This window comes from Sphingomonas flavida (assembly GCF_036663655.1).
Lineage (GTDB): Bacteria > Pseudomonadota > Alphaproteobacteria > Sphingomonadales > Sphingomonadaceae > Sphingomonas.
The window spans coordinates 1-19,782 of record NZ_JAXOJH010000030.1 but is presented as its reverse complement, the minus strand read 5'-3'; the positions used below and the strand labels follow the sequence as shown (position 1 = coordinate 19,782).

The window sequence follows — 19,782 nt, the reverse complement described above, 5'->3', positions numbered from 1 at the left end:
TCCGCTGGTCCGTCCAGGAAATCCGCCGTATCGTCATCCGGCTGGCCCAGCGGCGCATCGAGCCTCGTCGCGTTATCGCTTGGTCATGCTGGCGACGCGCCCACCAAGCCGCCGCTCAACGGTCACATGTCCGATCAAGAGCGCAACTGTAATGCTAGGCATCGTGGACAAAGGGCAGCCAGAGCAGGACTGATGCGAGGCTGACGAAGCCGATGTAGGACTCGGCGGTTTTGTCGTATCGGGTTGCGACCCGTCGCCAATTCTTGAGTTTGTTGAACAGTCGCTCGATCTGGTTGCGCCAGCGGTACTTGCCCCGATCATACGCAGCCGGGTTGCGACGGTTGCGCCGAGCCGGGATCACGGCCTCAACGTTCATGCTGGTCAGGGTGTCGCGTACCGCGTCGCTGTCATAGCCTTTATCCGCAAGCAGAGCGTCGATCCGGTCGGCGATCATGCGCATCAGAGGGCCGAAGCCTTGCGTATCGTGCGCCTGGCCCGGCGTCAGGACAAAGGCGAGCGGGCGACCTCTGACATCGCAGCGGGCGTGGAGTTTGGTGGTAAAGCCGCCGCGCGATCGGCCAAGCGCCTCGGTCGCGCCAGTCCCTTTTTTATGCCCACGGCACAATGGTGTGCCCGGACAATGGTGCTGTCGATCATGTCGGCGCGACCATCGCGTTCCACCGCACCGGCCAGCGTCTCCAGCATGGCGTCGAACACACCCGTCGTTGCCCAGCGACGGTAGCGGCGAAACACGCTGTTCCACTTGCCATATTCATCCGGCAGATGCCGCCACTGCGCACCCGTCCGCGCGATCCACATCATGCCTTCGAAAAAGGGGCGGTTGTCACCAGCGGGACGACAGCCACGTCCGCGCTCGGCCGGTAGCAGCGGCCCGATCAGCGACCATTCCTCATCCGACAAACCGATCCGCTCGCCCAAGCCTGCCCCCAAAAGGCAGCCTTGAATCAGTGGCGAGGCACGCCGTCAAGCTTTGTCCACGATGCCTAGAATGGATTCTTGGGGATTGTGATGCGGAGTGCCATTAACCGAGGGTATCGGAAGATCGTCATGCGCCAAAGCGCTTTCCCACAAACGAACGGCCAGCGAGACAGCCGGGGAGTCTGCGCCGATCGCGGGCGTCGCGACTCCCCGGTTTCCCAAAATCTGTTCCCGAATGGGTTTTCCCAAAATGGCCCGTTGAAGATGGAGAAACGGGACGCTCCACAAACGTGCGTATGTGTGACGGAGCGCCTGTCCGCCTCGATCGGCATCGAACGTTGTCACCTAACCCGTCACACGATCTATGCACCCTAATCGGTCCCGGCTCGGGGCGGAATGACACGCTAAGGACCGAGCCTTAGCGTACGATTTTGACCATTTTCTCACCGGACCCCTGATCGTCCTCGATCAGTTCGCGTCGAACGGCGACGTCGCCGCCATCATCTCGGTCGCCGTCGGGCTCTCGACCAGGTCGACCGCCGGCGTGAACCAGAACGGCGCACCCGCATCCTTCAAGGTTGCCTGCATCTGCGCCCGCGCCAGCGTCACGGCCTTCAGCCACGCCAGATCCTGGACCGCCGTTGCAATCGACGTCTCGTTCAGCAGATGCCACAACCGCATCTGGAACGGGCTGCGCGCATCGAGGATCGCCTCGACCGCCAGATAGCCCTCGCCGAATGCCACACCCGCCCGGTGATCCGCCTCCAGCGCCTCGAAGGCCTCCAGCATCTCGGCTGTGCCGAAATAGGCGGCGTCCAGACCAGCGCCGCACGCAGCGCCAGCCAGAAGCCGCTTGTTCAGCGCCAGCATCGGATCGTTCAGCGCATCCTTCAGCGGCAGATCGTAATCATAGCCCTGCAGCGCCTCTTTCATCTTCATCGAATGACCTCCCTCATGATGATGGCTGCGGATTATAGAACAATAAGTGAACATAGCAAAATAAATAATGCTAAACCTATGTCTCCGATCGGGTATAGGGCGCAGGATAAAAGGGTTTACGTTGGACTGTACTGCCTGCTGCCAATGAAGACGGCGCTATCTTAGGCAGCATATATTTTGGGAGGTGCCCCAGGGTTTGGTATATCCGACTAAGTGCTACCGAACCTCTGTCGCGTGCCTTACCTCTTCGTCGCACCATATCGAACGGGCCGATTGCGCCTGAGATAGCAGGAGTACCCCCCGGCGGGGCCTGAAGAAATTCCTCATCAGATCGTCCCGGCACGCAGCCGGTGACTGCTCGATAAAAGCCAGCGCCTCCTCATGCGACAGGCTCCTGTCGTGCATCATCATGTAGATCGGGAGGATGCTTAGCAGGACTATTGCGATCCCTGCGCGGGCCATGGTTCTCATGCCGCCTCATCGCATGCCTCATTTCGGCTGGCTATCTGCTCTCCATCAGCCGGGCCACCCCGCCCCTGGGGCGGGGCCGGGCTCTAGTCGGCTAAAGCCGACCGGAGCCCCGCTGAAGCGGGTCTCCGCCCTCACGGGTCACGATCCCTTGTCCAAGGGCTTACCGCGCTCTGAGTGCCCCTCCAGCGACTGGCAAGGTATATGCCGGACACAGCCCCCTCCAACCTCGACTACATGCCCAGCCGCGCCCGCATCGCTGGCAGCCTGACGGCTGTGGAATCATGCGCATGCGCGCATGATGAGTGCCTTGTGGGCCAATGATCTCATCGCACCCTGCGCCGTCTCTCAGGGTCTCGGCGTTGCAGACCTGTCTGGCGGGGTCGCCGGCAAAGGAGAATTGCCAGCAGAGCTGGCAATGCTTTTGTTTGTTTGTAGCCGCCTCAACAAGAATACCGGGCCTGACGGCCCTACGGTTTCCACCGCTACGCGGCGGAGCCTCCGTCATTCATGTTGCCCCCGCCAGCCATGCCTGCGCCTTGAGCCCCTGCGAGGACGGCTCCGGGTGCGATGAGATCGCAGGCCAGGCTTCGCCCACCGGCACGGCCGGCAAAAGTATTGCCCGCTTACGCGGTCAATGCGTCTTTGTCTTTTTAAGTTACGCTCCCTGGTCGGGAGCTTTTTCTTGCTCGGACTCACCAGGTACGATGCCTGAGCGTCAAGAAAACAATGCTCTATAGTATTTAGAGGAAAGCGGGTAATAATGAGGACGTCGGAAGGGGATAGGCCCCAGACCAGACAAAGAGGGGGATAGGCCCCCGCCAATAGGGAGTAAGTAAAATGAACATCGGTGAATTCCAGATGCGCAACAACGCCCTCTATGGTTCGATCGCGACTGTTACCGTTGACCTCCCGAAGCTGGGTCTGCGCCCCGTCCAGAGCGACAACAGCAAGGCCCCGACTTTCGAGATCATGGCGCTCAACGTCGCCAAGCGCTGGGTCCAGATCGGCGCGCTGTGGGAACAGAAGAGCAATTCGACCGGCGAAGTCTTTTACCAGGGTAAGCTCGACGATCCGAGCCTGAGCGAGCCGCTCCAGATCATGCTCTTCGGCGACGATGACGACGGTTACCGCGTCGTCTAGGTCCGCCCCGAGGTCCGCCGCGAGAATATGGACGGCACGCGTCAGACCCGCCGCGCCGCCCGTCAGGACGATGGTTTCGGCACCGGAAACGCCACCGACGATGGCCGGCTGGTCCCCGCAGGTCCGTCCGATCTCGACGACGAAATGCCTTTCTAACTGACCGAACAGGGCGGGGAGAGCGACTGCAACGCTCCCCCGACCCCTAAGCCGACGCCCCTGCCAGAGGACTGAGACAATGACGAAGCCGACGACCTCCGAACGCTTTAGCAGCTTTGCCGCACTTGGCGAAGCCATCGGCCACACCGAAAACCCGCGCTCGGTCGCGGCGCACAAGGCGTGGGCCACCCGCCGCGCCAATGCCAAGAAGGACAGCGAAACGCCCGCCCATCTGACCCCCGCCGATGACAGCGCCGACCCCGTCGCGGCCGAGATCGGCGAGATCGCGGGCGAACTGGTCGCTACCGACGCGTTCGATCAGGCGTTTGGCGAGGTGGGCGCGCTCTCGGTCCTCGCACCGGGCGGCGAGCGCCAGCAGCTCGACATGCCCGAACCCGTGGACGCGCAGTGGGATTGCCACGCGATCGTCACCACCATTTTCGACCTGTTCCGCGATACCCGGCTTGAGGAATCCGCCGCGCCCATCGCGTGGGGCATCGTCAATTCCTTCCACTATGAGGCGCAGAAACTCGAACGCGAGGAAGACCGGCTTTGCCGCGAACTAGGCGAGCTGGCCCGCATCTCCGATCCAAGCGAAATCCACGCCGTCGAAGTCGAGGACCTGCAACTGCGCGCGCAGACCAAGATGGAACAGCGCGCCGCCATCGAGTGCATGCGCGATTATGCCGCCGAATGCTTCCGCACGCAGACCGGCCGCCCGTGGAGCGCGGCGCGCGGTTCGACTGTGTCGAGCGTCACCAGCGCCAGCCAGATTTCCGCCGTCGATTTCCTGAAAGCCCGCGCCGATGATCGTCGTGAAAAGCGCAACCCGACTGGACCGCTGGTTGTCTTCTCCGGCGGTCAGGAATGGCACGATTTCGAGATGCTCTATGACCGCCTTGACCAGATCAAGGAGCGTATCCCCGCGATGACGCTTTGCACCACCGCCCAGCGCAAAGGGTGCGACGCGATCGCAGCCGCATGGGCGGCGAGCCGGGGCGTTCGGCTGGTCGCTTTCGTGCCGCAGACCGCGCGTTATGGGAACCGCGCCGGTTTCGTCCGCAATGAACAATTGGTGGGCCTGCGCCCCGTCGAAGCCATCGTGTGTCAGGGCTCCGGGCTGCAATCCAACTTACTCGCAAAATTGAAGGAAGCCGCCGTGCCAACCCACGCTTTCCGCATCGATGCGCAAGCCCCGATGCCCGCGCCCAAGCACAAGGCTTTCGCCTGACTTTACCGGGCGGTGCGCGATAGCGCCGCCCATCCCTTATCCTTGGCAGGAAGCAACTAGGCCAGCGCCGGGCACCGCCCCGCCGCTGGCCTTTTTTTGTGGCCGGTGGAGTGGGGGGAACCCTACTGGTTCCCCCCACGCCGGCGAGCCGCGCAGGACAGCCCGCCCTGGCGCCGGCCCCGCCGGGCCGACGCTCGCAGGCGGTCCGCCCTGCCCGGCTCGCCTCCCCCTTCCGGTAAGGCGCTGCCGCCCACCTGGTCGACGCGCTGCGCTCACCGCCTGGCGATCATCCAGCCCCACGCGGACGACCGCTCGCTCGCATCGGTCCGGCCCCTGCGGGCCTCCCCTGGCTACGCCTCGACCAGCCGCATCGGCTGCTATGCGGCCCGCTTCTCCGACCCGGAAATCTGGGGCCGGGGAAGCCCCGCGCCGGGCATCGAGCCCGCCGCGGCGCTGCTGGCGCGGCGACCCGGAAAAGGGGTTGCGAGCTGGCAATCGTCGGGCCTCCGATCCGCTGCGCACGCACCGGGTCAACCAGAGAGGAGAGAGGGAGAGAGCGTGGGTGTCACTGCCATAGCGAGGAAGCATTCCATGTTCGTCCATCACGTCGCCCAGCCTGCCCGCATCGACGCCGTCATCGCCTCCCAATTGCTAAGCGAGACGCATCCGTCACCAGCTGCGATCAGCCTTGCCCAGGCTCGCGATTTCGCGCGTCTGCTCCACCGCGATAACGGCGGTCAGTCTGATGACGGCATCATCGCTCAGCGCGGACGGCCGGCGGTACGTGGCTATCATTTGGAGGCGTCGGTGACGCACCTGTCGCTCGCCGCGATAGCGGTCCTGTTCGACTATGATCCGGCCGTCATCGCGATCATCGACGAGGCGCAATTCCAACGCCGGCCGGTGACGATCACGCGCGATACGCAGGCCTCGCTTTCGATGCGGCTCGCCGGCGATCAGCTGGGTGACCTGGCCTGGTCCGGCGTCGAATAGAACGGCCTGAACCAAAACTCATCGCCATTCATGGGCAAGCGCCGGCTGCGCCAGCGCTTGCCCATTTTTTTGCTTCATACCGCCAAGACGGCTGCGCCGCGATCCCGGTGAAAAACGAATGGCCGCGCAGGGTGGCAGCCCTGCCCGGCCATCGTGTAAAAATGTCGATCGTGATCTGCTCAGGCTGACGCCGTGAGCCGCTTCTCGACCTCATCCAGCCCCAGCGCTTTGACCGCTTTCATGAGCGGCTTCAACCGGGTGAGCGGCAGCTTGAAAAGCCCCGTCTTTTCGACCGCGCCGATTGCGGCCTCGCGCTGCTTGGTCTGGAGCGCCTGACGGCGCTCGACCAGCTTGCGTTCGTCCGCCGCCAGTGCGGCCAGTTCTGCGTCCAATGACTTCGCCATAGTCTTGCCTTTCGGTGAGACTGATCGGGCTCTGAACCGGATCGTTGTAGGCGATGGCCATCGCTCCCGCAAACCCCAACCGGTGTCCGGCTGGCTCGCCATGGTTCGGCCCCTGTGGGCCTCCCCTGGCTCCGCATCGGCCCAACGTGCGTCACGATCGGGCAAAAGATCGACCCGGTTCCGCCTTGCGGCGGCCCGGCGCCCCGCGAAAAACCGGAGTCGGCCTGCGAACCACCGAGGGGCTGGGCTGACCCTGGCATTACATGGGATTTCGAGGGGACAGGATGCACACCGTACGCACGTCGTGCCACAGAAAAACACCTAAAAACAACGTGTTATCAAGAAATCGGGATGCTGCAGTTCGTGTTACATTTGCTGCATATTGTAACACATAAGCGCTGCATAATGTAACACATTTGCGTTTTGGCCTTTAGATCAATGCGTTACTCGTAACACAAAGTCGTACATGCATAAAACTGTTGGCCGCGTTGTCCTTGCCAGAGTGTACGTCTCGGGCTAAAGTCCTCTCGCTTTTTCAATGTCCACCAGCCTCCCTGCTAGGAGGCGGTCTTGAGTATCAAACACCGGCATTGCTCTATCCGTGTGGATGGAGAGCGGTCTGCTCGGCTAAAGGCGCGAGCCGTTGCCGAGAAATGCAGCGTGTCCGAACTGGTTCGCCGCGCCGTCGACGCATATCTGACAGACGAGCGACAATTGCCTGCCAGTGACGTTCGGGTCCGCCGTCTGTGTGAATATAGCCAGGCTGCGCTTGATACGATCATCAGCAAAAACTTCCCGGACACCCGCGACGCAATCATAGCGGAAACCAACAGTCGGATGGCCAAATTCCATGGCCAATGACATCCGCACCGACGGCCGAGCGGTGCCTCTGAAGCACGCCTCTGCGCGCGGCGAGGTCACGCGCAATTCGGGCAATTTCACGCGCGGCAGCCAGCTCCTCAGTCATGAAATTCTCATGTGGCTGGCCGGCGCCAAAAAGCCGCTCATCGTCTGGGCGGTCTGCCTGGCGCTGACCTACTTCATCATTCTGTCGATCACGCTCAGCGAGAACAATTTCCAGCTCATCTGCATGCGCGTCCTGGCCGGGCTCTGGGACTGGTGCGGCTTCGATCTGATGAAGCGCGTCCACCTCCTGATGCCTGACAATTCGATACGCGAAACCGCGATGGGATACGTGCCCTATGTGCCCGAGGTGATGGCCGCCTGCGCCAGGGCCAAACGTGCGCTCATCGGCTCATTCCTGCTCGCTACCTTTGTCGCTGTGCCACTCGCCATCTGGTATGTCGGCTACGCCAAACGACGCGGCTCCGAGATCCTCGACGAGCATCATGAGCGCGGTGCCATGCTGGTCGAGCGCGACATTCTCTACCGGGCCGTTGCCAGCCATAACCGCAAATCATTCATCGCGGACGCCGCGCGTTTCTTTCCCGGCTACGACCCCGATGCGGTGCTGAAAATGCCGTTCGATGCGCGCAAGGCGGCGGGCATCCACCACCCCTACAAGCTCGCCGGCGTCCCCTATCCGCACCGGCTGGAACAGTCGCACACCATGCTCATCGGCACGACCGGTGCGGGCAAGACGACCGCACTGCGCGCGCTCATCGCGCAGATGCAGGAACGCCAGGACACTGCGGTCATTTTCGATCTCACCGGGGCCTATGTCGAGGCGTTCTACGACCCCGCACGCGACACCATTCTGAACCCCTTCGACGCCCGCTGCCCAGCGTGGTCGATCTTCAACGACTGCACCAGCTACAGCGATTTCGTTGCGGCTGCCTCCGCGCTCATTCCATCGGATGGCGGCGCGACCGATCCGTTCTGGGCGATGGCCGCGCGTACCCTGTTCGTCGAGATGTGCATGAAGCTCATCGAGCATGGCCAGATGAGCAATGCCGCACTTGCCGAAAATCTGATGACTGCTGACCTGAAGAAGGTCCACGCCTATCTCGCCAAGACCATCGCCGACCCGCTGACCGCGCCCGAGGCGGCACGCATGGCGGAATCGATCCGCGCCGTTTTCAACACCAATGCGCAGGTCCTGCGCTTCCTGCCCGACACCGGGCAACGGTTCTCGATCCGCGAGTGGATCACCAGCGAAAAACAGCCCGGCTCGATCCTCTTCATTACCAGCCAATATACCGATCTGGAGATGAACCGAGCGCTGCTGACGCTGTGGACCAATCTTGCCATTCACGCCCTCATGACCATGCCGCGCAGCCACACGCTGCGCACCTGGTTCATGTTCGACGAGCTGGGCGCGCTCCACCGTCTGCCTGCGATCGAACAGGGCCTCCAGACCGCGCGAAACTTCGGCGGTGCGATGATCCTGGGACTGCACTCATTCGAGAAGCTGGTGCAGATCTATGGTCAGGAAAATGCCCGCAACCTGTCCTCGCTGGCGCGCAACAAGCTGATCCTGGCGGCCGCTGATCTCGACACCGCCGAACAGTGCAGCCGCTATATCGGCAACCGCGAGGTCCGGCAGATGGATGAGGCCTATAGCTATGGCCATAATTCCACCCGTGACGCCTCGACCCTGACCCCGCGCAAACAGGTCGAACCGCTCGTCATCCCCGACGACATCACCAACCTGCCCTCGATGCACGGCTTCCTCAAATATCCCGATGGTTTTCCGGCCGCCAAGGTCGTGCTCGAATGGCAGCATTACCCCAAGGTCGCCGAGGGCTTCATTACCCGCCGCCCGCCCGTGGCGGGCGGCCCCAAACGCGGAAGTGAGGGGGGGACGCTTACAGGTGGGGCAAATGAGGGTGGTGGCCGTGATGGCGCAGCGCAGGCCCCTGCCGCATCGTCCGAGGCAGCGATCGAGCCGGGCAGTGCTGCCGCCAATATCGCCAACCTTCAGGCGGCCAATATCCTGTCCGCGCCGAGCGAAAGCCAGCAGGCCGCCAACGACCAGATCGGGCCGACACCGGTCACCGTTCCAGCGCCTCCACCTCCTGCATTCCCACCCCCGCCGAACAGTCCGCCGCCTTTCCAGGCGGCGGGACCATGCGGACCATCATCTGCGGCTGACGCATCCAGCGCGCGTGCGCCATCCGCGAGCGATGACCTTGGCGTCAGGGGCGTAAGCGCGGCCGCTCCCCCGGTCGAGGATCAGGCTTTGGTCGAATTGCGCCAGGCTACGGCCGAGCTCGGTGACGACGGCATGGGGATGGGCGACTGATGCTCTCCGTTGCATCCGTTCGCTCCGCCTCGGGCGCGGCCAATTATTACGGCAAGGACGACTTTGCCTCTGCCGATTACTATGCCGGCGAGGACGCCGGCGAGGTCAGCATCTGGGCCGGGTCCGGCGCTGAAGCAGCCGGGCTCACCGGCGATGTCGGCAAGGCTGACCTGGAGCGCACGCTCAATGGCGAGCTGCCCTCCGGTGAAAAGGTCGGCCAGGTCGAGAATCGGCGCGCCGGCATCGACCTGACCTTCTCCGCGCCCAAGTCGGTCTCGCTCATGGCCTATGTCGCTGGCGACAAGCGTATCCTCGGCAAGGACGGTGCGCATATGACAGCCGTTCGCCAGACCATGGCCTGGGTCGAGAAGAACCTCGCACAGGGGCGCAAGGACATAGACGGGCGCAAGGTGCCCATTGCTTCGGGCAACCTCACCTATGGCCTGTTCCAGCACGATACGAGCCGCGCGCTCGACCCGCAGGCGCATATCCACGCGGTCATCGCCAACATGACCCGTATGCCCGACGGCAAATGGCAGGCGCTCCATGCCGACAAGATCTGGGCCAGCAACACCGTCATCGGCTCGATCTATCATGCCTATCTGCGCAGCGAGATGGAGAAGCTCGGCTATAAGGTCGAGGCGACCGGCAAGCACGGCACCTTCGAGATCGCGGGCGTTCCCAAGGATGTCATCGACGCCTTCAGCCAGCGCCGCGCCGACATATTGGCGACGGCCGAAGGTCTCGGGCTGAAAAGCGCGCAAGGTTTGCGCAGCGTCACCGCGCGCACCCGCGATCCCAAGCTCAATGTCGAGGACCGCGCTGGTCTGCAGAAGGACTGGCAGGACAAGGCGGCCGGGCTCGGCTTCGATGGCAAGCAGATCCTGCGCGATGCCGAACGCGACGTCGCAGGCCAGAGCCATGTGTCGAGCGGCCCACTCGATCGGGGCTATCAGATGATCAGCGAGGCGGTGCAGTCGGCGCGTGCGCTCGTCGGCCATCTCCTCGCCACCCCCGATCCGCTGGTCGACCGCGCGGTCGCGCGTATCGTCGTCTCGCCGGCCGCTGCGCGCGCGCAATTCGCCGTCGCATCGGCCGTGCGCATCCATGCCCAGCGCGAAGCGGCGTTCGATACCGATCGGCTGAGCAAGACCGCGCTCGACCTGCATCTGAAGGGCGTCACGATCGAGCATATCGAAAACCGCATCACCCAGCTCGTGGGCAAGGGGCTGCTCATCCCGGGCCAGGTCCGCGATCATGAGGCGACCTATGCGGCGGTCACCACCCGCGAAGGGCTGGCGACCGAGGAGCGCATCCTGGGCGAGATGGAGCGCGGTCGCGATACGGCCACCGCGATCGTGGCTGCGGCGGACGCGCCCGAACGGCTGCAGGCTGCCTCACCGCATGAACTCAACCCCGGCCAGCTCGCGGCCGCCACCATGATCGTCGCCAGCGAGGACCGCATCGTCGTCGTCCAGGGCGTCGCTGGCGCTGGCAAGTCGACCATGCTCCAGGCAGTCGCGCGCGTCGCCGAGGCAGAGGGCCGCAAGGTGCTGGGCCTGGCCTTCCAGAACAAGATGGTCGCCGACCTGAAGGAGGGAGCCGGCATCGAGGCGCAGACGATCGCGTCCTTCGTCTGGGCCAATGAGCGTTTCATTGCCGAACCCGACAGTGCTGCGGCCAGGCTGCGGCGCGACGAGCTGAAGAATACCATCATCGCCGTCGACGAGACCTCGATGGTGTCGAGCAACGACATGCTGAAGCTGGTCCAGATCACCAAAGCCCTGGAAATCGACCGGCTGGCGCTGGTCGGCGATCGCCAGCAGCTCTCCTCGATCGACGCCGGCAAGGCGTTCGCCATGCTACAGGCTGGCGGTGCCGCGACCGCGCGCATGGACAAGAATATCCGCCAGCGCACCGATACGCTGCGCACGGTCGCCGCCCTCGCCAATGCCGGCAAGGCATCGCAGGCGCTGCGCGTGCTCGGCGACCGAGTGATCGAGACCAAGGGGGAAGATCCCGCCGCCCATGCCGCCGAGCGCTGGCTGAACCTGTCCCCGGCCGAGCGTGAGGTGACCGCCGTCTTCGCCTCGGGCCGCATCGCGCGCCAGACGATCAACACCGACATCCAGGAGGGCCTGGTCAAGGAAGGCGTGCTGACCGGCAGCGGCGAGACGGTCAGCGTCTATGAGAGCGTCAATGCCACGCGCGAGGAGCTGCGCTACGCGCATACCTACAAGCAAGGCCAGACGCTGCATGTGACGGGCAATGTCCCCGAAGTGTCGTTGCGGCGCGGCACCTTCCAGGTCACCCGCACCTTTGCCAACGGCAAGGTCGAGATCGAGGGCAATGGTCGGCGTCAACGCTTCGAGCCCGGCAAGATCGATCCGCGCATCACCATCGAGCGGCTGCAGCTCTCCACCAAAACCGACATCACCCTGCATGAGGGCGAGCGCATCCGCTGGACCGCCAATGACAAGGAGCGCGGCATGCTCAATTCCGCGCTGGCCCGCGTCCTCGACACCAAAGACGGTCACATCACCGTCGAGCTGGCGAACAAGGATGTCGTGACGCTGGCGCCAGGCGACCCGATGCTGGCCCGGCTCGACCTCGCCTACTCGCTCAACATGCACATGGCGCAGGGCATCACGACCGACAAGGCGATCATCGCCATGGCGAGTTATGAGCAGAATCTCTCCAACCAGCGGCTGTTCAACGTCGGGGTGACCCGTGTCCGTGACGATCTCACCGTCGTCGTCGACGACAGTGGGAAGCTGATGAACCGGCTCGACCGTAATGCGGGCAACAAGACCTCCGCGCTGGAGACGCTCGGCCGGCTCAACATCGATGGGCCGGGTGCCCGGACCGTCCCGACCACCTCGCAGCCCCGCGGCGCTGCGGCACAGTCGCGCCAGGGCGACAGTGCGGACCCGGCGATCGCCGGCGCGCGCGAACTGATCGATCTCAACGACCTGCCGGCAATGCCCGCCTTCAGCCGCGAGGATGCCGCCCGGTACGCGAATGGCGACGACCTGCGTGGGCTGACGGCAGGCGACGACCTGACCGGCGTTCGCTGGCCGCTGCCGGGTAGCGAGGCGGTGCCGTTGACCCGGGGGGACGGACTCGATCCGCCGATGCCTGGGGCGGGCAAGCCGGAGGCCGATCCGCCGATGCCGCCAAAGGGCGAGCCCTCGATGCCGCTGCCGGAGAAGAATCTCGGTCTCGAACTGTGAGCCAAGCCCTGACCCATGTCTTCAGCTTGCCGAACAGTCGCGCAGGCCAGTTCATCGGCACCGTCGCGGTGATGGCACAGGCTGATCATGCTTCATGAGACCTGAGCGATCGAGAGATGATCCAGATCCGACCAATCGCAAGAGAAAAGGGAGAAAGTTTTAAGGAGAGTCGTGAGTAGGCTCGGAAAGAGGTTGAGGGATGATTCTGATCTGATTGCCCCTCCATCAAACAACAAAACAATCGTCGATATCGTGGCCACGGGGAAAATGGCCGATATCGATCATCAGGGAGACGAACATCATGAAAACTATTGCAACCATTTTCGGACTTATGGCGCTGGCGGCTGCACCGGCAACTGCACAGAAACTCGGCAAGGGCGGTGTCGGCGTCGACGAACAGTCCGAGCTGCCGCAATGCGCCGCCATGATCGGCACGGTTGCGCTGGTCGAGGATCGCAGCGCCACCGACCAGGGCGGCACGGACGGTCTGCCAGCCGGTATCCGCGCGCTGGTGCGGATGGCCGAACAGCAAAATGGCGGCGGTACCCGCGTCGATCCGCTGCCGCTTCTGAAGCTGCTGACCGCACGCTCGAACTGCTTCCAGATCGTCGATCGCGGCCAGGGCTTCACCGCCCTCCAGCGCGAGCGCGAGCTGGCGGCGGGCGGCTCGGTCGCGGCAGGTAGCAACGCGGCCAGCCTGCGTGCGGCCGACTATCTGTTGACCGCGCAGGTGGTCTATTCCGACACCAATGCAGGCGGCAATGGCGGCGCGATCGGGGGGCTGCTGCCCGGTGGCCTGGGCTTCAAGACCAAGAAGATGGAAAGCCAGACCATCCTCACCCTGGTCGAGGTCAAGACCGGCATCCAGCGTGCGGTTGCCACCGGCTCGGCCCGCAAGAAGGATCTGTCGATCCTGGGTGGCGGCATCCTCACCAATGCCGGCGTCGGGGCCTTGGGTGGTGCCTATACCAGCACCGACATCGGCAAGGTGACCAGCCTGGCGCTGCTCGATGCGATGCGCAAACTCCTGACCGACGCGCGTGCGACGATGCCGCCCATGGCGGCCGCGGTGCCACCGGCCAGCGCTGCGCCGGTCGCGCCCGTTGCCGGTGCCGTCGCTACCGCGCCGATCGCGGGCGCTCGCTGACCTCGGGAGGGGGCGACGCTGCGGCGTGTCCCCTCCCCTCTCTGTGAGGACTTGGGTCATGATCCACCAACCGGACTTCTTTGCCGCGCCCGCTCGGCCGGTCGCCGATAGCGATGATGACGAGCCGACGCGGCCGGCGATGGCGGTGCCCTGCGGCTTTGTCGATCGGCACAATCGCCGCTGCCAGCGCCTGGCAGTGCGGCCGGTGATGATGGGCGGCTTTCAGGCGACCTGTCGCGGTGCGCCGCTCCTCCACTGTGATCCGGCCTGCTTTGCAACCGCCAGGGACGATGTCGCCAGCGAGGGTATCGCCTGATGCACTGTCCCTATTGCCGCACCAAGATGGTGGAATGGCCTGGCACGCGCCGGCTGGAGCCGTGCTTCATCTGCCAGAGGCCGATGGTCCTGCTCCGCTCGATCCGACACTGGCACGGGCCTTTGCGGCTGTACGGACTCTTCGAGCTCGGATGGCTTGCCTATATGGCCGCGATGATTGGCATGACCGGCATGGCGCTGGCCAGTTTTATCGACATTCTCAGCTATTTACGGCTCACCGGCATATTGTTGTTCGTCATCGGTTCGATCCTGTGCGCCGACGGCATTCTTGGGATCACGACTGGCGTAGATAAAACCGGCTCGCGCATGCACCGCGACAGGATGGCCAAGGCATTGGGTTTCGCCAAGATCGGGACCGGCCTGGCCGCGCTTTTGCTGACAGCGATCGGGATCAGACTTTGATCGAGGATGAGGCGCGGAAGAGAATTAAATCCGCGTTCGATGGCGAATAGCTGTTGCGGATAGGGCGGTCTGCATTCACATGAGGGCCGGTTTCACCATGGCTGATCGACGATCATCTATGGCCCCCTCTCCCATCAGGAACCATCATGACCGACGAAAACAACTATGACGCCGTCAACGCTGTCGAACTGGCCACTGAGCTGACGATCGCGTGGTTGGGCAACCCCAACACCCGCACCGATGCCGAGCATGTCCCCGCCTTCCTGAACAGCATGCATTCGGCGCTCCAGCAGCTCGCTGGCGGCACCCAGACGGCTGCGTCTGAGGCAGAGGCGCCCCAGGACTATACCCCGGCCGTGTCGGTGCGGAAGTCGCTGGCGTCGAAGGACCACATCATCTCAATGATCGATGGCAAGCCCTACAAGACGTTGCGCCGTCACCTCGCCACCAATGGCCTGACGCCCGAGGAATATCGCGAGCGCTATAACCTGAAGGCGGACTATCCGATGGTCGCAGAGACCTATTCGGAGAGCCGTCGCGCCATGGCCAAGAAGATCGGTCTCGGCCGCAAGCCCGGCCAGAAGGCCGCAGCAACCCCGGCCAAGAAGAATGCCCGCTCCGCCAAGGATGCCGCCCAGGCCCACCTGTCGGGCGAATGATGCTCAGCGCAGGGTCGGCGGTCGTCGGCCCTGCGTCGTTGCCCGCTAAGCGACCGCGCCGAAAAGACCATGATAGGAAAAAAGAGGCAGGTCTCCGAACGCGGTGACGTTGATCGTGATGGCTTCTGCAGAGGGGTTGGATACCAGATATGCGGGCAGCGGCCACCTGCTGTGCTGAACCAAATGGTGCGACCGACCAGGGCCCTACCCATGGACGTGCAGCAATCACGTCACTATATTGATTCCATGGCCACTGTTCTAACCCCTCGCGAACAGCAAGAGACTGCATCGATCGCATGGCAGCTCGGCGGTTATGATGACATGTTCCGCCTTGAGCGGGAACTGAGGGCTATCAAGGCTGCAGGCAAACGCCCCAAGATGGTCATTGATCAAGCGACCGGTAAGAAAAAGCTGGTTGAGGCCTAAGCCCTGTTTTCCCTGACGCTAGCCGTCGTCACCGGCGTTGCGATCCTGCTGCCTGGCTTTTTTGCTATTCTAATCTGGAATACGCGCGCCCGCCGATATGCCGTTGCGCGCCCCGACCTTCCAGTTAACGCATTGAGTGTGCTGGCCATCGGGGTGGCCGTTTCCTTGATCGCGCATCTTTTGACCGGGCTCGCTATCGGGCTGGTGCAAACGCTTCTGATCGACGCCAGCCGTTTTTTGCCCCCGCACTTTCGGACCCCCGCGGTCAATCCAGTCGGGACATTGCTGATCATCGCTCAGGGCGGACCAAAAGCGGCAGCTCTAGGCGGCTATGACCTAATCCTTGGCATCTGTGCTCCAATTTTATCTACACTGACGGTCATCATGCTGATGGCGGATGATGCGCTCGATGTGGCGACCGAAGGTTGGGACTTTGGCGGCCATGGCTGGGCCTACACGCACATCATCAAGCCAACCCAGCACGGTCATCGACCGATCGCTTATGTGCTGACCGACCTTCAGCATGATGGGCTTGGCGTCGGCTATCGCGGCGTTGTCGCCGACATCCGCCAGAGCAGTGATGGGCAAACGCAAAGCATCAGCCTGGCCTCTCCAGCTCGCTTTCTTTTTGAGCTAAAAAACGGCAAGTCGCGGCGATGGAAGCCGTCCAGTGAGCCTGCCCTGGTTCGCTACACAGAGCGCCCCGTGGGAGACGTTATTAGTCTCGACCAGAAGGTCATTCACGACATCGTGGTATCAACTCTGGCCACCGATCTGCTGCGGGAGCTGCGCGACCTCGACACGCAGCTTCAAAATGGGTGATCTCCTGACCCTCATCGGCCCGGGGGCGCTTCTATGGCTCGGGCTCTTAGCCAGCATGTTGCTGACCGTCCTATTGGTCGCGCTCACGGCATGGGCTGTCGGAGGTCCGTGGTGGCCGACGACGCTGGTCCAGAACGGTTTCCGCCGTGGTCGTTCCTGCTGGGCGCTGAGCCAGGCATTCGCCATCGCTACACTTCCCATACTGCTTCTCGGCGAACACGGCGTCGGTGTGGGAACCTTGATTTTCTTGGTATTCGCACCTCGATACGTCAACTGGCGGGTTCGCTGCGGGGCCTGGCACGATGACAACGAGGCGACCCGCACAGCTGCCCGCGCAATTCGCAACCGCCTGCGCGACCGGCAGGAAGAAACCGCTTTGCCGCCAGATGGAGGCCCGTGGGCGGAGTATGTAAACGACGTGGTTCGTTCCAAGCGGGATCAGGTGTATACGCCACCGGAGACGGTAATACCGCCGGAAGTCCTCCCGGCTGAATGAGGGGTGAGCGGCCCAATCGATGGGCACCCGAAGGAATACGTATGCGTAATCGGGCGACGCTGGCCAATGATAGCTTAAATCAAATCCCATCGGTTGGCATCTGTCGACACGGCAGAGCGGAACCGCCTACCTGAGCCTGAATACAAGGCGGCTAAACGGATGCATCCAAAGGTGAAACGTTCTCAAAATACCTTTGCCCCTCCGCCTTCATCTCAGCCAGAATCTTACCTGCTTGCTCCCAAACAACGGCAGACGAGCGCAAGAGGTGTGGCTCGCGCAAATGACCCAGCGCTGGTTCAAGGACCTCTAAGACGTTCTGAACATGCTCGGGCTTGATGGCGAACGCATTAACGCCGATGTTCTCGTTGCTCTCGTCCACATACATGGCCAAATGCTTGAATTTCTCCATGCCGCCCATGATAACCCAGAAAGTGGATTTCTGAGGCTTGGTCGGCAATATGGCCTTCACGCGGCTCTGTAAGTCGGCTTCGTCAATGCCGCCCTTGCCCGCCATCTCTTTGGCATGAGGGTAAAGGTCGGCAACTATCAAAAGGCAGGCAACTGCTCGCTGCCTTCTGTCGTGCGCGTTGCGAGCATAGCCTTTAGGTTCAACTCCCCACTCCTTCCACACAAAATCAATGAGCTTACCCAATTCCTCGTATGCGAGCGCGGCTGACGTGCTCCCCATTTTCAGGCCGCCGATAAGTTAGCTTCGGTGTCCTCATGCCCGTGGCGAGGGCGGTTGGTGAAGTCGGCGGGTGCCATGCCGCCGAGGCTGCTGTGCGGACGCACGGTGTTGTAGTCCGTGCGCCATGCCTCGATGATCCGTCTCGCCGCAGCCAGCGAGGGGAACAGGTGCTCGTTCAGACATTCGTCGCGCAAGCGACCATTGAACGATTCTACGAAGCCGTTCTGCTGCGGCTTGCCGGGCGCAATGTAATGCCACTCGACGCCGGTGTCCTGGCACCAGGCGAGCACGGCATGACTGGTCAGTTCGGTGCCGTAGCACATCGGGAAGCGCTGGAACGGGAGCCACTGTGGCCCTGATGAAGACAAGGCCGCGAAGCGGCCGCAGGCTTCATCAGGGTAAGCCATGGTCGGCCAGCAGGTATCTAAAGTGAAGTTGTCGAGACAACACTTTGGAGGCCGACCGACCATGACCAAGCTCACCTCTACGCCTGCCGGCGCCGTGCTGGTAGCCATCGACATGTCCAAGAACCGGCAGGAGATCCTCATCGAGCGACCGGAAGGCGGCCGGCGTCGGCGGATGACCGTCATGGCGACCAGGCAGGACTATGACGGCTTTGCCGAGCAACTCGCTGCCATCGGGCGCCCCATCATCGTCGGGTTCGAGGCGACGGGTAATTACCATCGCACGCTGGCACACCGGCTGCTGACGGCGGGGTTCGAGCTGCGCCTCATCTCGTCGGTCGCGCTCGCCCGAACGCGTGAGGCGCTGCACAACGGTTGGGACAAGAACGACCCCAAGGACGCGCAGGTCATCCTGCATATGCTGCGGATCGGCGCGACGCAGCGCTACGTTGACCCGCTGGTGGCCGGGATCAACGACCTGCAGGAGCTGTCGAAAACCCACGAGACGATCTCCAGGATGAAGACGCAGACCTGGCACCGGATCTTGACCCACTACCTGCCGCTGTATTTCCCCGAGATCGCCCGCTTCGCAGGCAATACCCGGTCCGACTGGTTCCTCGCGCTCATCGAGCGGTTTCCGACACCAGCCACCATCACGGCGCTGGACCGCGAGTCATTCTCGGCTGCGGCATGGCCGCTCATCGGCCGCAAGGTTTCCAAGGCACGCCTCATCAACGACATCTACGAGACGGCGTCCGCCTCGACGGCGCTGCCGGTCCCGGAGGACTCGGCCGCCATCACCATGTTCCGTATGGTCATCGCGCAGGGCCGCAGCCTCATCCACCAGCGTGACGAGATCGAGCGGCTGGCCCATGCGCGGCTCGCCGATGACGTTGATTACCAGCTGCTGCGCAACATTCCGGGCATTGGTCCGATCAACGCGCTGACCATCCTGGCCGAGGCCGGTGATCTGCGGCGCTTCAATCATCATCGTCAGTTCCTGAAGTTCTGCGGTCTCGATCTCGCTACGTGTCAGTCAGGCACGTTCCGTGGCCGCACCAAGCTGTCCAAGTACGGTAACGCGCGCCTACGCCGGACCTTCTGGATGGCTGCCCAGGTCGCCGCGCGTCAGCGCGACAACAGCTTCCGCGACAAGCTCGGACGATATGTCGCCGGGCACGCGGACGATGCCGACCGTCGCCGTAAGGCGATGACGGCGCTCACCGCCAAGATGGCGCGCGTGGCTCACGCCGTCGTCAAGACGGGGACAGAGTACCGGCCGTTTCTCGAACGGTCGGATGCCAGGTGGAAGGACCCCTCTCTGCAAGTGCCGTGAGGGCGCTCGTCGAGCGACCCTGTAGATAATGTTCGGGCCTTCCACCTGGGTGCGTATCTCGTTTTAAGGACGGTGAGGACCACGGCCGCCCCGGCGCCGCTGGATCCTGTGTTTGCTATGGCAGGGAGCGATCCCGTTGACGGTGGGAGCCATCTGGCTCAGAATGCATGCCGTGCCGATGGTTGTCGGCGCATAGATATCTGCTTGCAAAAGCCTGCCGCTGCTTCCCGACATAGGACGTTGTCGCTGACCACCATGCACGGCAGCCCGCGACGGTCGGCGATGGCGGTGAGTTCGCGGACGACACGCCGGCCTGACAACGAAGTGTCGACGATGCATGCCAGGCATTCCCGGC

Annotated in this window: 17 protein-coding genes and 4 pseudogenes; 15 read left to right on the top strand and 6 right to left on the bottom strand. The window is 63.1% G+C overall.

Annotation, left to right across the window (positions count from 1 at the left end; all coding sequences use genetic code 11):
* Nucleotides 1-154: 154 nt before the first annotated feature.
* Nucleotides 155-921, bottom strand: a pseudogene (locus tag U1703_RS18275) (IS5 family transposase).
* Nucleotides 922-1,407: 486 nt separating this feature from the next.
* Nucleotides 1,408-1,878: a hypothetical protein gene (locus tag U1703_RS18270; protein WP_332786879.1), complete on the bottom strand. Its 471-nt coding sequence runs from the start codon at nucleotides 1,876-1,878 to the stop codon at nucleotides 1,408-1,410.
* Nucleotides 1,879-3,186: 1,308 nt separating this feature from the next.
* Between U1703_RS18270 and U1703_RS18265 the strand changes: the two genes are divergently transcribed.
* The 4 genes from U1703_RS18265 to U1703_RS18250 all read left to right on the top strand — a co-directional run bounded on the left by U1703_RS18265 (nucleotide 3,187) and on the right by U1703_RS18250 (nucleotide 5,869).
* The gene (locus U1703_RS18265; RefSeq protein WP_332786878.1) at nucleotides 3,187-3,489 is read left to right on the top strand and encodes a DUF736 domain-containing protein; all 303 of its coding nucleotides are present in this window, start codon (nucleotides 3,187-3,189) and stop codon (nucleotides 3,487-3,489) included.
* Nucleotides 3,490-3,516: 27 nt separating this feature from the next.
* Nucleotides 3,517-3,645 (top strand): hypothetical protein, encoded by a 129-nt coding sequence (locus tag U1703_RS18260; protein ID WP_332786877.1) that lies wholly within the window; start codon nucleotides 3,517-3,519, stop codon nucleotides 3,643-3,645.
* 79 nt (nucleotides 3,646-3,724) lie between these two features.
* Nucleotides 3,725-4,876 carry a DUF2493 domain-containing protein gene (locus tag U1703_RS18255; RefSeq protein ID WP_332786876.1) on the top strand — a complete coding sequence of 384 codons (1,152 nt, stop codon included), beginning with the start codon at nucleotides 3,725-3,727 and terminating at the stop codon, nucleotides 4,874-4,876.
* Between the two features lie 591 nt (nucleotides 4,877-5,467).
* The gene (locus tag U1703_RS18250; protein ID WP_332786875.1) at nucleotides 5,468-5,869 is read left to right on the top strand and encodes a hypothetical protein; all 402 of its coding nucleotides are present in this window, start codon (nucleotides 5,468-5,470) and stop codon (nucleotides 5,867-5,869) included.
* 179 nt (nucleotides 5,870-6,048) lie between these two features.
* Here the strand turns inward: U1703_RS18250 and U1703_RS18245 are convergent, their stop codons facing one another.
* Complete coding sequence (locus U1703_RS18245; RefSeq protein ID WP_332786874.1) at nucleotides 6,049-6,273, bottom strand: hypothetical protein; 225 nt, start codon at nucleotides 6,271-6,273, stop codon at nucleotides 6,049-6,051.
* A gap of 660 nt (nucleotides 6,274-6,933) precedes the next feature.
* Between U1703_RS18245 and U1703_RS18240 the strand changes: the two genes are divergently transcribed.
* The 10 genes from U1703_RS18240 (at nucleotide 6,934) to U1703_RS18195 (ending at nucleotide 16,999) form a co-directional block, all read left to right on the top strand.
* Nucleotides 6,934-7,134 (top strand): hypothetical protein, encoded by a 201-nt coding sequence (locus tag U1703_RS18240; RefSeq protein ID WP_332786873.1) that lies wholly within the window; start codon nucleotides 6,934-6,936, stop codon nucleotides 7,132-7,134.
* Nucleotides 7,124-9,478: a type IV secretion system DNA-binding domain-containing protein gene (locus U1703_RS18235; protein WP_332786872.1), complete on the top strand. Its 2,355-nt coding sequence runs from the start codon at nucleotides 7,124-7,126 to the stop codon at nucleotides 9,476-9,478. Before U1703_RS18240 ends, U1703_RS18235 begins: the two co-directional genes overlap by 11 nt.
* Entirely contained in the window at nucleotides 9,478-12,711 is a 3,234-nt protein-coding gene (gene mobF, locus U1703_RS18230; RefSeq protein WP_332786871.1) for a MobF family relaxase, read from the top strand. Before U1703_RS18235 ends, mobF begins: the two co-directional genes overlap by 1 nt.
* A 301-nt stretch (nucleotides 12,712-13,012) precedes the next feature.
* Nucleotides 13,013-13,858 carry a CsgG/HfaB family protein gene (locus U1703_RS18225; RefSeq protein WP_332786870.1) on the top strand — a complete coding sequence of 282 codons (846 nt, stop codon included), beginning with the start codon at nucleotides 13,013-13,015 and terminating at the stop codon, nucleotides 13,856-13,858.
* A 58-nt stretch (nucleotides 13,859-13,916) separates the two neighbouring features.
* Nucleotides 13,917-14,174, top strand: coding sequence for a hypothetical protein (locus U1703_RS18220; protein ID WP_332786869.1), 258 nt, complete (start codon nucleotides 13,917-13,919; stop codon nucleotides 14,172-14,174).
* Nucleotides 14,174-14,596, top strand: coding sequence for a hypothetical protein (locus U1703_RS18215; protein ID WP_332786868.1), 423 nt, complete (start codon nucleotides 14,174-14,176; stop codon nucleotides 14,594-14,596). The genes U1703_RS18220 and U1703_RS18215 overlap by 1 nt, the downstream gene beginning before the upstream one ends.
* Nucleotides 14,597-14,742: 146 nt before the next feature.
* Nucleotides 14,743-15,255, top strand: a complete 513-nt coding sequence (locus U1703_RS18210; protein WP_332786867.1) for a Ros/MucR family transcriptional regulator — start codon at nucleotides 14,743-14,745, stop codon at nucleotides 15,253-15,255.
* Between the two features lie 210 nt (nucleotides 15,256-15,465).
* Entirely contained in the window at nucleotides 15,466-15,681 is a 216-nt protein-coding gene (locus U1703_RS18205; protein WP_332786866.1) for a hypothetical protein, read from the top strand.
* Nucleotides 15,682-15,819: 138 nt separating this feature from the next.
* On the top strand, nucleotides 15,820-16,503 hold the full coding sequence (locus U1703_RS18200) for a hypothetical protein (RefSeq protein WP_332786865.1): 684 nt from the start codon (nucleotides 15,820-15,822) through the stop codon (nucleotides 16,501-16,503).
* 55 nt (nucleotides 16,504-16,558) lie between these two features.
* Complete coding sequence (locus U1703_RS18195; RefSeq protein WP_332786864.1) at nucleotides 16,559-16,999, top strand: hypothetical protein; 441 nt, start codon at nucleotides 16,559-16,561, stop codon at nucleotides 16,997-16,999.
* A 151-nt stretch (nucleotides 17,000-17,150) separates the two neighbouring features.
* Here the strand turns inward: U1703_RS18195 and U1703_RS18190 are convergent, their stop codons facing one another.
* Both U1703_RS18190 and U1703_RS18185 read right to left on the bottom strand, forming a co-directional pair.
* Entirely contained in the window at nucleotides 17,151-17,651 is a 501-nt protein-coding gene (locus U1703_RS18190; RefSeq protein WP_332786863.1) for a hypothetical protein, read from the bottom strand.
* Between the two features lie 38 nt (nucleotides 17,652-17,689).
* A pseudogene (locus tag U1703_RS18185) lies at nucleotides 17,690-18,001 on the bottom strand (integrase core domain-containing protein); the annotation flags it as partial.
* 154 nt (nucleotides 18,002-18,155) lie between these two features.
* Here U1703_RS18185 and U1703_RS18180 point away from each other — a divergent pair.
* Nucleotides 18,156-19,452 (top strand): annotated as a pseudogene (locus U1703_RS18180) (IS110 family RNA-guided transposase).
* A gap of 214 nt (nucleotides 19,453-19,666) precedes the next feature.
* On the opposite strand, the pseudogene U1703_RS18175 reads toward U1703_RS18180, so the two are convergent.
* Nucleotides 19,667-19,782 (bottom strand): annotated as a pseudogene (locus U1703_RS18175) (IS3 family transposase); the annotation flags it as partial.

Coding starts and splice junctions, on each gene's coding strand:
- U1703_RS18270 (WP_332786879.1), bottom strand. CDS start 1,878: ATGAAGATGAAAGAGGCGCTGCAGGGCTATGATTACGATCTGCCGCTG.
- U1703_RS18265 (WP_332786878.1), top strand. CDS start 3,187: ATGAACATCGGTGAATTCCAGATGCGCAACAACGCCCTCTATGGTTCG.
- U1703_RS18260 (WP_332786877.1), top strand. CDS start 3,517: ATGGACGGCACGCGTCAGACCCGCCGCGCCGCCCGTCAGGACGATGGT.
- U1703_RS18255 (WP_332786876.1), top strand. CDS start 3,725: ATGACGAAGCCGACGACCTCCGAACGCTTTAGCAGCTTTGCCGCACTT.
- U1703_RS18250 (WP_332786875.1), top strand. CDS start 5,468: ATGTTCGTCCATCACGTCGCCCAGCCTGCCCGCATCGACGCCGTCATC.
- U1703_RS18245 (WP_332786874.1), bottom strand. CDS start 6,273: ATGGCGAAGTCATTGGACGCAGAACTGGCCGCACTGGCGGCGGACGAA.
- U1703_RS18235 (WP_332786872.1), top strand. CDS start 7,124: ATGGCCAATGACATCCGCACCGACGGCCGAGCGGTGCCTCTGAAGCAC.
- mobF (WP_332786871.1), top strand. CDS start 9,478: ATGCTCTCCGTTGCATCCGTTCGCTCCGCCTCGGGCGCGGCCAATTAT.
- U1703_RS18225 (WP_332786870.1), top strand. CDS start 13,013: ATGAAAACTATTGCAACCATTTTCGGACTTATGGCGCTGGCGGCTGCA.
- U1703_RS18220 (WP_332786869.1), top strand. CDS start 13,917: ATGATCCACCAACCGGACTTCTTTGCCGCGCCCGCTCGGCCGGTCGCC.
- U1703_RS18215 (WP_332786868.1), top strand. CDS start 14,174: ATGCACTGTCCCTATTGCCGCACCAAGATGGTGGAATGGCCTGGCACG.
- U1703_RS18210 (WP_332786867.1), top strand. CDS start 14,743: ATGACCGACGAAAACAACTATGACGCCGTCAACGCTGTCGAACTGGCC.
- U1703_RS18205 (WP_332786866.1), top strand. CDS start 15,466: ATGGACGTGCAGCAATCACGTCACTATATTGATTCCATGGCCACTGTT.
- U1703_RS18195 (WP_332786864.1), top strand. CDS start 16,559: ATGTTGCTGACCGTCCTATTGGTCGCGCTCACGGCATGGGCTGTCGGA.